The organism is Saprospira grandis DSM 2844, assembly GCF_000275825.1.
Taxonomy (GTDB): Bacteria; Bacteroidota; Bacteroidia; order Chitinophagales; family Saprospiraceae; genus Saprospira; species Saprospira grandis_A.
In genome coordinates this window covers 4,076,259-4,090,373 of sequence record NZ_JH719942.1, presented here as the reverse complement: position 1 = coordinate 4,090,373, position 14,115 = coordinate 4,076,259, and the positions used below count along the sequence as shown (strand labels likewise).

Annotated in this window: 10 protein-coding genes; 5 read left to right on the top strand and 5 right to left on the bottom strand. The window is 46.7% G+C overall.

Annotated features, from left to right (window positions below; genetic code table 11):
- The 4 genes from SAPGRDRAFT_RS18125 to SAPGRDRAFT_RS18100 all read right to left on the bottom strand — a co-directional run bounded on the left by SAPGRDRAFT_RS18125 (position 1) and on the right by SAPGRDRAFT_RS18100 (position 4,248).
- Entirely contained in the window at positions 1–783 is a 783-nt protein-coding gene (locus SAPGRDRAFT_RS18125) for a glycosyltransferase family 25 protein (RefSeq protein ID WP_002660873.1), read from the bottom strand.
- Between the two features lie 18 nt (positions 784–801).
- Positions 802–2,088, bottom strand: a complete 1,287-nt coding sequence (locus tag SAPGRDRAFT_RS18120) for an ABC transporter ATP-binding protein (RefSeq protein WP_002660871.1) — start codon at positions 2,086–2,088, stop codon at positions 802–804.
- Between the two features lie 376 nt (positions 2,089–2,464).
- Entirely contained in the window at positions 2,465–3,319 is an 855-nt protein-coding gene (locus SAPGRDRAFT_RS18105) for an ABC transporter permease (protein ID WP_002660870.1), read from the bottom strand.
- Entirely contained in the window at positions 3,319–4,248 is a 930-nt protein-coding gene (locus tag SAPGRDRAFT_RS18100) for a glycosyltransferase (RefSeq protein WP_002660869.1), read from the bottom strand. Before SAPGRDRAFT_RS18100 ends, SAPGRDRAFT_RS18105 begins: the two co-directional genes overlap by 1 nt.
- Before the next feature lie 164 nt (positions 4,249–4,412).
- Between SAPGRDRAFT_RS18100 and thrS the strand changes: the two genes are divergently transcribed.
- The 5 genes from thrS (at position 4,413) to coaD (ending at position 12,548) form a co-directional block, all read left to right on the top strand.
- A complete protein-coding gene (gene thrS / locus SAPGRDRAFT_RS18095; protein WP_037350952.1) occupies positions 4,413–6,353 on the top strand; it encodes a threonine--tRNA ligase in 1,941 nt (646 codons plus the stop codon).
- A gap of 277 nt (positions 6,354–6,630) precedes the next feature.
- Complete coding sequence (locus tag SAPGRDRAFT_RS18090; RefSeq protein ID WP_002660865.1) at positions 6,631–8,106, top strand: gamma-glutamyltransferase; 1,476 nt, start codon at positions 6,631–6,633, stop codon at positions 8,104–8,106.
- A gap of 182 nt (positions 8,107–8,288) precedes the next feature.
- Positions 8,289–10,430: a hypothetical protein gene (locus tag SAPGRDRAFT_RS18085; RefSeq protein WP_037350543.1), complete on the top strand. Its 2,142-nt coding sequence runs from the start codon at positions 8,289–8,291 to the stop codon at positions 10,428–10,430.
- 290 nt (positions 10,431–10,720) lie between these two features.
- Positions 10,721–11,992 (top strand): tyrosine--tRNA ligase, encoded by a 1,272-nt coding sequence (gene tyrS, locus SAPGRDRAFT_RS18075; RefSeq protein WP_002660862.1) that lies wholly within the window; start codon positions 10,721–10,723, stop codon positions 11,990–11,992.
- Between the two features lie 73 nt (positions 11,993–12,065).
- Positions 12,066–12,548 (top strand): pantetheine-phosphate adenylyltransferase, encoded by a 483-nt coding sequence (gene coaD, locus SAPGRDRAFT_RS18070; protein WP_002660861.1) that lies wholly within the window; start codon positions 12,066–12,068, stop codon positions 12,546–12,548.
- On the opposite strand, the gene dprA is transcribed toward coaD, so the two are convergent.
- Complete coding sequence (dprA, locus tag SAPGRDRAFT_RS18065) at positions 12,533–13,630, bottom strand: DNA-processing protein DprA (RefSeq protein WP_002660859.1); 1,098 nt, start codon at positions 13,628–13,630, stop codon at positions 12,533–12,535. The two genes, coaD and dprA, sit on opposite strands and share 16 nt — an antisense overlap.
- Between the last annotated feature and the right edge of the window lie 485 nt (positions 13,631–14,115).

Here is a 14,115-nt window from a genome sequence, read left to right as displayed (position 1 = left end):
TTAGTTAGTGATCTTTACAGACTTATTAGATCTTCTTTTTCTGAAAAAGGAAATAATGTTTTCACCTAGAAAGAAATTAGCCATTTTTTTTAGGTTGCCTTTAAAGCTTTTATCGTCAATATAGCCAAGGGTACTACTAAACTCGCCTGTAGTCACTAAGAAGGGATAGACTACTCTCAATTGTTTAACCGTCTTATTTTCGATATGAGACTCCCACCAATCCATAACGGCATTCAGGGGTTGTTGATCCTCAATAAATTTCTGCGCAAGTTGTTTATTGATAATATAGGCTGCTCCTGAGCTAATATGTTTTAGGTTGTCCGGGTCTAAGATATAAGTAGCATATTTGTCATCGAGGGAAATGCTTTTCTTTTTAGACAGCGTTAACTCTTGATTTAGTTGTTTACAGAGGAGTAAAATGTCGTTAATGGGCTCTTCCTTGAGTTGTTTTTCGATTTTGGGGAGAAGGTTTTTAATATCGGGATTTAGAAGAATATCGTCTTCTAGTACCAAAGCATAATCAATATCCTCATCTATCATTTTTTGGTAAATGTTCTGCAAATGAGTTAGAGAGACAGCTATTGCACCATTAGAGAGCCATTGGTACTTTTTATACATTCTGAAAAATTCTGGACTGACTAGAGGGCTAACTTCATCTGCAGTCCAACTTCTTCCATCAATGCAAGGAATAAACTCAAAGTTGAGTCCCAGCTTTTTCATTTGCTGGACCATGTGTTTCTTTCTATCGCCTTGGTCATCTAAATTGGTTACAAATATCTTCATAGGAAATGGAAATCTAAATTATAGTTGCTCTAAACTCCAGTGAATATCTGGTTTGACTACCCCCTCTTTAGCGCCCTGCCAACCAAAACCAGAGATCTTCCGAACGACCTCAAAGTTGAGGCTGCTGCCATGACGATAAAGCAGGCTTGCTTTATTTTTGACAATGAAAATCTTGTCCAAACTATAATTTCCCTCATGTAGAAGGTTGGCTGGAATGCTGGCTTTATAATGCAATAGGCCCTTGCCCGACTTAGGAATATCATTTTGCAAAGCAGAGCTGGCCATAAAAACAAAATTGTTCATCTCATCATAAAAATGAAAGGTAAAATCTACCTGCTCTTCGCCCTCGGTCAATTTCTCAATGACAAAGTCGAGCTCTACCGCATCGCCTTGCTCAATCATTTCTCGGCTGCTGCTGGCGCCTGCTTTTTTCACCTTGGCCGAAAGCAGCTTGACTTCATGCGTGCCTGGTGCTTCTTCTCTGGACCATTCAATTTCTCGATTTTCTTCCACGTAGTTGTCCAAATAGTTTTGTACCGCCGCATCTGCCGTTCCCTGAAATTGCATTTTACCATTTTTGAGCACCAAACCTTTGTTGCAAAGCGCCCGAACACTGCCCATATTATGGCTCACAAACAAAACGGTCCGCCCTTCGCCACTACTCACATCTTTCATTTTACCCACCGCCTTTTTCTGAAATTCGGCGTCGCCCACGGCCAAAACCTCATCTACAATTAAGATTTCGGGCTCTAAAAAGGCGGCAACGGCAAAGCCCAAGCGCACCCGCATACCCGAAGAATAGCGCTTAACGGGGGTATCTATATACATGGCACAGCCGGCAAAATCTACAATTTCATCAAATTTGCGGCGAATTTCCTTTTTGGTCATGCCCATAATGGCCCCATTGAGGAAAATATTTTCTCTGGCGGTCATTTCGGGGTGCATGCCCGTTCCCACCTCCAACAAAGAGGCAATTCTGCCCTTGGCTTTAATAAAACCTTGGCTGGGGGCGGTAATTCTAGAAATGAGCTTGAGCAAGGTTGATTTTCCCGCTCCATTTTTACCAATAATGCCCAATACTTCACCCTGTTCTACCTTGAAATTGATATCTCTCAGGGCCCAAACAAAATCAGATTCGGCCTTTTTGCTCCGGTCATTTTCTTGGCCCACCAAAGAAAATGGATCTTCTTTTCCCCGCATTTTGGCCCACCAACGGTTCAAATCATGGGAAATCGTGCCCGTTCCAATTTCACCCAAACGATATTGCTTAGAGAGGTTTTCTACACTTAAGGCTATTTTTGACATGACTGTATTTTAAAGCAGATAGTTGTTAATTTTATTTTTTTTGGGGCCTCCGCTGCGGCCTGCGGCCTTGCGGCGCTACGTTTCAGGGCTCGCATGCCTGCTCGGCCCTGCGCAAAAAAACAAGTTTTTTGCTGGGTCTGGCGCTTTGCGCCACCCTTTCACATCGCTAGGCCAAGGAGTGCCTGGCCCTACCGCCCAAAGCTATGGGGTCCGATGAGCGGCTTAGGGGCCCGGAATGGGGGGGCCGTAGGGCCAGACCAAGCCGCTGAAAGCGGCGACAACAAGGCTGAAAGCCGCAGTTCGATGACCGAAGGGAATAACGGCCGAGCAGACCTGCGAGCCCTGAAGGGGCCCGGCGGGCAAAGCCCGCAAGCCCCTAAACCGTATCCATAAAACTGCGTTCTGTCTTGTTAAAGATAAAAACGCCTAGAAAAAGGACCACCAAAGCGAAAATGGCGGCATAGGCAAAGCCCGCCCAAGTCAGTTCGCCACGGCCCAAAAAAGCATATTTAAAGCCCTCAATAACTTGGGCCAAAGGATTGTAATAAATGGCTTTTTTGAGCAAAGGCTGATCAATCATACTCATGGGGTAAATGATCGGGCTGGCATACATTAGTAGCTGCACACCAAATTGGACCAAAAACTTAAGGTCGCGGTATTTGGTGGTTAGCGAAGTAAAAATAAGCCCAAAGCCCAAACCCAAGGCCCCCATAAGGAGAATATAAACAGGCACCAAAGCCAAGGCCGCATTGGGCGCCAAATCTACTCCTTTGATAAAAAAGTAGGCATAGACAACCAAAAAGAGCACAAATTGAATGGCAAACTTAATCAGACCAGCCACCACCTTAGAAAGCGGCATAATGAGGCGGGGAAAATAGACCTTGCCAAACATATCCTGATTGAGCGAAAAGGTATCGGAGGTTTGCATAAAACAATCTGAAAAATAATTCCAGATAATAATGCCCGACAAATAAAAGAGCGGCTGTGGAATATCATCTGTGGGTAGCCCTGCGATATTGCCAAAAATGACCACATAGACCAACATGGTCATAATGGGCTGCACAAAAAACCAGATCGGCCCCAATACCGTCTGTTTATAAACGGTCACTACATCTCTGCGAACAAACATCTGTAGCAAATCGCGATATTGCCAAAGCTCGGCCAAATCTAGGGACCAAAGCGAGCGTTTGGGGCCAATCACTAAGCTCCAGTTTTCTTCTGTTTCTTTCATTACTTTCTTTTAAAATAAAGGCTAAGGTGGTAAAGTAGGTCTTTTAAATGAAGCCAAGGGGCCTTGTATTGCCCTAGACTAAAGGCAAAACCAAAATAAGCCCATTTCTTCTTCAGGTATTCGCCCAAAGCTTTTTCTTTGAGGGCCAAGATAAGGTATTCTCGATAAAGTTGCAGCAAGAGGGCTTCCACCGCTTGTTTTTTGGCCTCGCTCTGCATGTTTTGGGCCAAAATACGGTAGGTTTTTAGGGCCTTTTCTCGGCGACCAAATTGGGCCAGGCTAGAGAAAATTCCGCCAGCATGCAAACGATAGGTAGAAGGCAAAATGCTTCGGCTAAATAAAGCCTTTCCAAAATTAAGCGCATAGTAGAAGTAAAGGGTGTCTCCGTTGAATACCTCTGCAAAGCGCTTGGGGGCTTCCTTGGGCTTGCGAACCATGACCGTAGAGGTGTTGGGCACAATATGACGATCAAAAAGATCAAAAAAGCCCAAAAGTTGTCCCTCCTCAAAAGGTTGGACCAAAGGGCGAAAGGCCCCATTTTCTAAAAACTGTACCTCATGAAAACATAAAATGGCCGCTTTGTTAGCCTCCAATAAAGCCCATTGTTTTTGCAACTTATGTGGGTCGGTCCAATAGTCATCCCCCTCACAAAAGGCAATATAAGGGGCCGTACAGGCCGCAATGGTTCGCTCAAAATTGGGAATCGCCCCCCAGTTCTTATCAGAAGGGAGTAAAACAACTTGCTCCGGATGAGCTTGGGCGTATTCCTCACAAATCGCTCGGCTGTTGTCGGGACTACAGTCTTCTCCAATAACTAACCGAAAGGAGAAATCAGTTTTCTGCATTAAGATACTCTCTATGGCCTGCCTTAAAAAAGGCTCATGCGCATAGGTAATCATGCAGACATCTACAAGGGAGGTATTTGGCATTTTGCTTTAAATGAATTTTCAAATCATAGGGCAAAAATAGAATTATCTAGGTCCAAAACTAGACAACTGCACAAAAAAACTTAGCTTTGGCGCCTATACCTATTTTTTACACATCGAACTTCCAAAGGCTCAAGGCCGCAGAAGTTCATTATATCTTTTACCAAATGATTGAGATTACTCTTCCCGATGGCAGCGTTCGTAAGTATGAGTCGGGAGTGAACAGCTTGGATGTGGCCAAGTCGATTAGCGAAGGCCTAGCTCGTAAAATTATTGCCGCTAAAGTAGATGGCGAAATTTGGGATGCTACTCGCCCCCTAACGAAAGACGCCAGCGTTCAGCTACTCAGCTTTCAAGATGATGGAGGCAAATATGCCTTCTGGCACTCTAGCGCCCACCTTTTGGCCGAAGCCATCGAGGCCCTTTATCCCGGCGTAAAGTTCGCCATCGGCCCTCCTATCGAAAATGGCTTTTACTATGATATCGATTTGCCCGAAGGCAAAACAATTGGCCTTAAGGAACTAGACGCCCTAGAAAAGAAAATGATCGAGCTCGCCCGCCAAAAAAATCCCTATATCCGTAAAGAGATTGCTAAGGCCGATGCTATTTCCTATTTCCAAGAAAAAGGAGATGAATATAAGCTCGAATTATTGGAGGACCTAGAAGATGGAACCATCACTTTCTATGAGCAAGGCGGTTTTACCGACCTCTGCCGTGGGCCTCATATTCCCAATACAGGGCTGATCAAAGCCGTCAAACTACTCAATGTAGCTGGCGCTTACTGGCGCGGAGATGAAAGCCGCCAAACCCTTACTCGTATTTACGGAATCACTTTTCCCAAAGCCAAAGAGCTCAAGCAGTATCTGGCTATGCTGGAGGAAGCCAAGAAAAGAGATCACCGTAAACTAGGGGCCGAACTCGAACTCTTTATGTTTTCAGAAAAAGTGGGAATGGGCCTCCCTATCTGGCTGCCTAAAGGGGCCGCCCTGCGCGAACGCCTACAAGATTTTCTCAAGCAGGAGCAAACGCGCCGTGGGTACCAATTAGTTGCTACTCCCCATATCGGTCACAAAAACCTTTATGTTACTTCGGGCCACTATGAAAAATATGGCGAGGATAGCTTCCAACCGATCAATACCCCCAAAGAAGGCGAAGAGTTTATGCTTAAACCCATGAACTGCCCACACCACTGCGAAATTTTTGCCCATAAACCACATTCTTATAAAGAATTGCCTATCCGCCTAGCCGAATTTGGTACCGTTTACCGCTATGAGCAAAGTGGAGAACTACACGGCCTTTCTCGTGTCCGCTCTTTTACTCAGGATGATGGCCACATTTTCTGTACCCCCGACCAACTCAAGACCGAGTTCCTCAGCGTTCTCGACCTGACCATGATGGTCTTCCGCAAAATGGGCTTTACCGATTTTACCGCCCAAATCTCTTTGCGCGATCCGGAAAAACCCGAAAAGTATATCGGTAGCAAGGAAAACTGGGAGGCCGCAGAAAAAGCCATTATCGAAGCCACTCAAGAGGTGGGCCTACCCACAGTTACCGAATTGGGCGAGGCCGCTTTCTATGGCCCCAAACTCGACTTTATGGTCAAGGATGCCCTTGGCCGCTCTTGGCAGCTCGGGACCATCCAAGTAGATTATAACCTCCCCGAACGCTTCCAACTAGAGTATGTGGGCGCCGATAACCAAAAGCACCGCCCCGTGATGATTCACCGTGCCCCTTTTGGCTCGCTAGAACGCTTTATTTCGGTCCTTATCGAACATACCGCAGGTAAGTTCCCGCTTTGGCTTATGCCCGAACAATACGCTATTTTGCCCGTTTCTGACCGCTTTACCGATTATGCCACTAAAGTTCAACAAGAATTGGCCGCCGCCGATATCCGCGGCTATGTCGATAATCGCAACGAAACTTTAGGCCGCAAAATCCGAGATACCGAACTAAAACGCATTCCGATTATGCTCATCCTCGGCGAGAAAGAAGCCGAAGAAGGTAGCATTTCGGTCCGTATCCAAGGCCTAGAAGATGGCGACAAAGGCAGTATGCCCGTGGCCGACTTCATCGCTTTCTTCCAAGAGTTATTGGCCAAAGAAGGCTAGTCCTTAGCAAGAAATACAAAATAATTTTGGCCCTTTCCATTTTCTTGGAAAGGGTTTTTTATTTTATTTGCCTTTTGGGGCCTCCGCCTCGCTGCGCTCGTCGGCGCTACGTTTTGGGGCTCGCAGGTCTGCTCGGCCCTTCGCTTTTTTCGCTTTGCTCAAAAAGCTCGGTCTGGCCTTCGGCCACCCCGCCACATCGCTAGGCCAGCGGGGCTTCGCCCCGCTTCTAGATCCAAATAATTAGCCAAGAGATTTATCCACTCCACAACTATTGCCTATGTCGCTATCTACTCCGCTAAGGGCCAGCATCGCCGCCGGCCACCAAAAAACAGCAGAAGCTGCCGCTCTGATTATTAAGGAAGGAGGCAATGCCTTTGATGCCGCTATTGCAGCTCTTTTTGCCGCCTCTGTAGCCGAGCCCTGTATGGCCTCTTTGGGCGCAGGAGGCTTTGCTTGTTTGCATACTGCTGCCGGACAAAATTTGCTGCTCGACTTTTTTGTGCAAACCCCACTCAAGAAAATCGCTCCCTCCGAACTAGAGTTTTACCCCATACAGGTAGATTTTGGCTCGGCCCAAGAAACGTTTCATATCGGTATGGGCGCTATGGCTACTCCCGGCATGATGGCAGGCATTTCGGCTCTGCATCAACGCTATGCTAGTCTGCCCATTTCGGTCCTGATCGAACCCGCTAAGATCTTGGCCAAAGAGGGCCTCGCCATGACCGATTTCCAGTTTTTTGATATCCGGGTACTACAGCCCATTATGACCCGCTCTGCAGAATCGGCCACTATTTTTTATCCCGATGGCCAACCCTTGCCAGTGGGCCAAATACAGCGCATGCCCGGCCTAGCCGATTACTTTGATTACCTCAGCCATGAAAAAGATTGGGCCAAAGATATTTATCTGGGCGAAGCGGCTAAGCTGCTCCTAAAAGATAGTATAGCCCAAGGCGGCCTGCTCCGAGCAGATGATCTGGCCCAATATGAAGTGATTTGGCGAAAGCCCTTAGCATTAGCCTATAAAGGACATCAGCTACTGACCAACCCACTGCCCAGCACGGGCGGCGTCCTCATTGCAGAAGGCTTGTCCGCTTTGGAGCCCCTTCCCATTGATCCGCTCTATACTAAACAACAACTGGCCCGCCTGCAAAAAGTCCTTGGCGATATCTATAGCATAGATCGCAATCCCCAAAAGCTCAATAGCAAATGGGGCAGCACCACCCACCTCAATATTGCCGATGAATTAGGCAATGCCATCAGCATTACCCTCTCTAATGGAGAAGGCTGTGGCTATATGATCCCCGGGACCAATATCATGATGAATAATATGCTGGGCGAGGCAGCTCTCTTACCCAATGGCTTTCATAATTGGACGCCCAACAGCCGACTTTCTTCTATGATGGCGCCCACTCTGGTCCTCAAAGAGAATCAATTTCATCTGGCAACAGGGACAGGCGGGGCTAGCCGCATCCCTGGCATGGTCCTCCAACTCCTGCACCATGTTTTGGACCAAAAAATGGAACTGCAAGAGGCCACTGCTGCTAGCCGCCTGCACTACGAACATGGCCGACTCAATCTAGAGCCAGAATATGCTGGCCTAGCCAATACCGAAGACCCCAAGCTAGAACAATTAGTCGAATGGCCCGAAAAAGCCATGTTCTTTGGTGGCCTCAATTCTATTTTACGGCAAGAAAATGGCCGACTCCAAGCCGCAGGCGATGATCGCCGAGAAGGATACGCCATCGAGCGCTAAAGTTTGTTTTATACTAAAAACAGAAGGATATCCTAAAGGCCGAAAAGAGATTTTCTTTTCGGCCTTCAGTTCTTATCTTTGCCGCATTTCTGACTATAGGCCCCCTAAATGGCCAAACTGTGGCGCCCTGCAGTCCTTTTGTATTGCCGGCCACAGCTTCAAACAGCAATACTTAACTTATTATGCGGCTACATCCACTCTTTTTTTCTCTCTTTTTCTTTTGGGCCTTTATGCCTAACAGTTTTGCCATTCGGTCCATTAGCATCATGGCAGATGCCGAGCTTTTTGAGGTCTCTATCAGTAAGTATGCTATTGAGGATGCCAGCCGCCTTTTGGAACAGGCTTGCCGCTGTGAGTTGAGCTATAATAAAGCCGATGCAGAGGTCCTTATTGTCCTACCTTATATCCATCAGGGGCAGGCCAACAAAGAAGGGACGGGCTTCTATGTTCCTGAACATGCCTACAACTGGAGCAGTAAAATGTTGGGGCCGCAAATGAAAATGGAGCTGCTCGCTAATTCTTACCAAGGGGTGAGTATGGGCCTTTATGGTTTGTTGCAAGAACAATTGGGCTTTCAGTTTTTTCATCCCAAAGAAAGCCTAATCCCAAAAATTACGACTTGGCCCGTAGCAGAAGGGCTAGACTGGCAGGCTCGTCCCCGCTTTGCAAAAAAAGGTGTTCATTTACATACAATGCACCCCATTGAACTAACAGAAGCCCTTCTGGACCCCAACTATCCCAATGCAGAAAAAGAAGTGAAGGGATATATTGATTGGTTGGCCCGAAACCAACAAAATTACTTTGAGTTCAATTTACTCAATAGCATCGACCGCAAGAGCTGGATGCCCTACATGAAGAAGATAGTAGATTATGGCCAAAAAAGAGGCTTGCTGATGGGGATCGACATTTCTATGCAGATGAGTCAACAAAAGGCCTTTCAGCTCTATAAAACCTTCCCCAATAGCCTCAAATCTAAAAAGAAGCAAATTGAGGAGAACATGGATTATTTGGCCCAAGCTGGTTGGGATGTCTATAATGTAGCGTTTTCAACTACAGCCTCTGGCAAGGGCAAGCAAAAAAAGAAACAAGAGCTAGAAATTTTCTTGGCCGATCTTATTAAAAATCGATATAAGGCCCATTTTATGAGCCGGTCGTATCTAATTCAAAAGGAGGCCCTGCTAGACAAAAAAGAGGAACTGCCAAAATTATCTACAGAAGAAGAAAAACTAGAACGCAGCCGTGGGCTGATGGTCCATAGCCCCATGTTTTATGATCTAGAGGACGAACAGCCCCCAGTTTATAAGAATAAAGACCTAAAAACCGTCTTGGCGCTCTACCAAGAAGAGGCCAAGAGCAGAGAGTGCTGGTATTTTCCAGAATCTGCTCACTGGATCACTTTTGATCATTCGGTGCCCATGACTTTATTGCCCTATCTCTCTGCTCGCCTAGAAGATATCCAGCTTATGGATTCGCTGAAGGCTGAAGGCCATATTACCTTTAGTTCGGGTTGGGAGTGGAGCTATTGGTTGATTGATTGGAGCATAGCTCGCTGGTCTTGGGAGCACCAAATTCAAGGACAAAAAGAAGTAAATGACCCTTTGCAGTATTTGGCCGAATTGATGCAAAATGATCTCTGGACCGATCCCGTTTGGTCTATGCTCCGTTTGCAAGAAGAATTCATTAAGGATAAAGAGCTGATTCGCTATATGGCCCCTTCTAGTACCACAAGCAAATTACCTAGCCCCCTAAAGGATAAAGAGTTTCAAGCCCAGCCGCTTTATAGCTACCCTTATATCCAAAATCAGGCAGCGCCCCACCAACTAGATACCGTGAGCCAAACCGTAGTGGCCCCTTTGCTAGATTTTGCCCTAAGAACAGAAGAACTTTTGGCCCTCCAAAAAAGACATTTCCCTCAGAAAGGCAAAGAAAAGCAATTGGGAAAAGAATTGGCCAATAGCCTGCAAATAACAGCCTTGCGGGCCAAACACCGAGCCTACACCCTAAATTATTTGCTAGACAAAAGACGGGCAAAACTGCGCAAAGAGAAGTTTGAAGACCCCAATAAATGGCTAGACAAAGCAAAAAGCTGCCGAGAAGAAGCCCAAAAAATTGTGGCAAAACAAGAAACGCTCTATCGCTACCCTTTGGAGTATATTGCCCAGCTTAAAGAAGGCCATACCGCCTATGCCTTTGGTTATCTCTACTCGGTCTCTAATCTGCACTTTTGGGAAAGAGAAGAGGAGCAGGTCCAAACTGGTCGCTTTCAGCAGGCGACCTTTAAAAACCTTTGGGGGTTGCCCCGCATTTTGGGCATTGTGAAATAATTTGCAGCCTTGGCGGGCCGAAGCAAAAAAACCAGCGCAAAGAATCAGGATGAGCGGCCTAGCGATGTGAAGCAGTGGCCGTCAGGCCAGACCGAGCCAGCGAAGCTGGCGAAGGGCCGAGCAGACCTGCGAGCTGCGAAACGTAGCGCCGCAGCAAAGCTGCGGAGGCCCCAAAAAAATAAAAACAGAGAAGTTGTTGGGAACTTTATCTTGAAGCGTTAAATTTCCGAGCATGGACAATTTCTCTGTGCAAAGAGAATGACTATTTATAGAATTGAAAAAATAAAGGCATGAACTTTATCGAAGAGCTGCAATGGCGTGGCTTGTTGAAAGAAATGACGGAGGGCCTAGAAGATGCCCTGAACCAAGAAGGACCCAAAACGGCCTATATTGGTTATGACCCCACCGCTCCCTCATTGACTATTGGGAATTTGGTGACCATTATGTTGCTCAAGCATTGGCAAAGAGCGGGTTATCGTCCTATTGTTTTGTTGGGTGGGGCCACTGGCCGAATTGGCGACCCCTCTTTCAAGGACGAAGAACGTCAGCTCTTGGATTATGATAGCTTGCAGGCCAATATTGACCGGCAAACAGAGCAGTTTAAGCAATTGCTAGACTTTGAAGGGGAGAATCCTGCCATTTTGATCAACAACTACGACTTTTACAAGGATATGAGCATCTTTGACTTTTTGCGCGATATTGGCAAAAATGTTACAGTGAGCTATATGATGGCTAAGGAATCGGTTAAAAAACGCTTGGAAACGGGCCTATCTTTTACTGAATTTTCTTACCAACTGATCCAAGGAAATGATTTTCACCACCTCAATAAAAACTATAACTGCCTTTTGCAAATGGGCGGTAGTGACCAATGGGGAAATATCACGACGGGAACCGAATTTGTCCGTAAAGGTGGCGGAAAAGGCTATGGCTTGGTTTGTCCGCTTTTGACCAAATCAGACGGAAAGAAATTTGGTAAGTCCGAAAAGGGAAATATCTGGCTAGATGCCGAAAAAACTTCTCCCTATCAGTTTTACCAGTTTTGGCTCAATGTAGATGATGCCGATTTGAGCAAACTCATCCGCATTTTCTCCCTCAAGAGCCGAGAAGAAATTGAGGCCTTGGAAGCAGAATATGCCGAAAACCCCAGAGGCCTAAAAGAAGTATTGGCCGAAGAGATGACCATCCGCCTACATGGAAAGGAGGCCCTAATTTCTGCCCAAAAAGCCACAAATATAGCCTTTAGTAAAAAGCTAAAAGCAGAATTCTTAGAAAGCCTTTCGGCTAAAGATTTTGCCGTTTTGGCCCAAGAACTAGAAGTGGTCAAACTGGCAAAATCTGAACTAGAAGCAGGCATCAGCCTAGCCGACCTCTTGGTGGGTAAGCATAAAAGCCTTGGCTCTAATAGCGATCTTCGCCGAGCCGTGAAAGGCGGTGCAATTGCTCTAAATGCAAAAAAAGTGAGCGATTTTAACCAAAGGTTTGATACCACTGATTTGCTCGCCGAACGCTACCTCTTCTGCCAAAACGGAAAGAAGAATAAATTTATCGTAATTGCCGAATAGGCCAGCAAGTTGATTAACTTAAAGGCGCCAAACCTTCGTTTGGCGCCTTTTTTTGACTCTGAATCTCTTTTTTATGAAAATTGCTGTTTTTCCGGGTTCTTTCGACCCCATTACAAAGGGCCATGAAGATATTGTTCGCCGAGCCCTGCCTTTATTTGATAAAATTATTGTGGCCCTAGGGACCAACTCAACAAAATCCTACTACTTTTCGGAAGAGGAGCGCCTGTCTTTCCTCAAAGCTAGCTTTGTCGATGACCCCAAAGTAGAAATTGATCGCTTTCCGCAGCTTACCGTAGATTATTGTAAGGAGAAAGGGGCCGATTTTATCCTCAGAGGACTCCGCAACTCCAACGATTTTAATTATGAGGTCTCTATTGCTATGCTCAACCGAGATTTGGGCGATGGCCTAGAAACCATTTTCTTATTGACGGCCCCCGAATACTCTTATTATAGCTCTACGGTGGTCCGAGAAATCCTCAAGGGAAATGGAGATGGCGCTCTTTTCGTACCCGATAATTGCCAGCAATTACTCCGAGATGCTCAGGACAAACGGTAGTATTTACCCGCTAGGGCTTTGATCAACCCCCGCATTTCTAGCTGCAATAAAAGTTCAATCAATTGGCTGTGGCCCCAAGGTAATTTGGCCAATAGCTGGTTGTAATGCAATTGCTGCCCACCCAATAATAGATCGGTAATTTGCTGCTCTTTGGGTGATAACTGCTGAAAAAGCTGTTGTTGTTGCCCCCGATTTGGCTGGCTCCATTTCATGCTTTGGACCAATTCCTGCCCCCTGCTTAACAGCAAGGCCTTTTGCTGCCGAATCAATTCATTGCAGCCCAAAGACAACTTATCATTCCAGCGCCCAGGCAATGCAAATACCCTCCGTTGGTAATCTATGGCCTTCTGGGCGCTAATCATCGAACCACCCTTTGGCCCCGTTTCTACCACCCAAAGCGCATCAGATAAGCCCGCAATAATGCGGTTGCGCATCGGGAAATTACAGGCCAAAGGCTTATTTTGACTAATAAATTCAGTCAATAACCCTCCTTGTTCCAACATCCGCTCGGCCAAAGAGCGATGCTGCGGCGGATAAATGCGATTGAGCCCATGAGCCAAAACAGCCACCGTCTCCAAACCCAAATCTAAGGCTTTTCGGTGGGCACAAGCATCTATACCATAAGCCAAACCACTAACAATTAAGGGCGAAAAATCCTTAATCTCAGTTAAAATACGCTCGCAAGCAGCCCGACCATTTTCTGTCGGCTTGCGAGTCCCCACCACCGAAAGCATCCGCAGCTGGTCCAAAGGCGCCGAACCTTTATAATAGAGCAAAAAGGGCGCATCCTCAATTTGCAATAAGCGCCTCGGGTAATTACTTTGGCCAAAGAGCAGCAGCTCAATGCCCTTCTTTTCTACAAAATCTAACTCCCTTTTGGCCATCTCTAAACCCTCTCGGCTCAAAATATGCCGCATGGCCGTTTTTCCAATATAACTAGCCTCGGCCAAAGCCACCGCATCAGCCTCATAAATGGCCTGAATAGAACCAAAGTCCCGCAATAACCTTCTGGCCCGAATCGCCCCCAATTGCGGAGATTGCTGCAGGGCTATGGCCCAGAGTTTTTCTTTTTCGTTGAGCATATTTTTAGTTTAAACAAAGGTAGTAACTTTAAAATATACTCTCAAATTTTAACTAAAATTTATTTAGTTTTTTTTGTTTTGGGGCCCGCGGCCAGCAAAGCTGGCCGCCGCTATGCTGCGGGGCTCACTGTTCGTTCGGCCCTGCAGGCAGGCGATGCCTGCCTTTGGTCTGGCCCTTCGGGCCACCCGCTCCGCAGCGCTGGGCCAAATGGCGCCTGGCGGTCTTTATGGTCCAAAACAATGTAGTTTTAGGGCCAGAGCCGAGCCCCCGAGCCTGAAAAACCCAAGAGGAGCGGCTGAGGGATGGATAGCAGGGCCGCCGAAGGCGGCAGACCAAAGCGGCTTCGCCGCTGCAGGGCCGAGCAGACCTGCGAGCTGCGACACAGCCCGACCCGACCAATAATTCATGAGGGGGGTAACCCTCATTTTGTATCGCTTCGCAAAGCGCTAGCGCTTTGTGCTGGGTTTCAACTCGATGGGCGGGG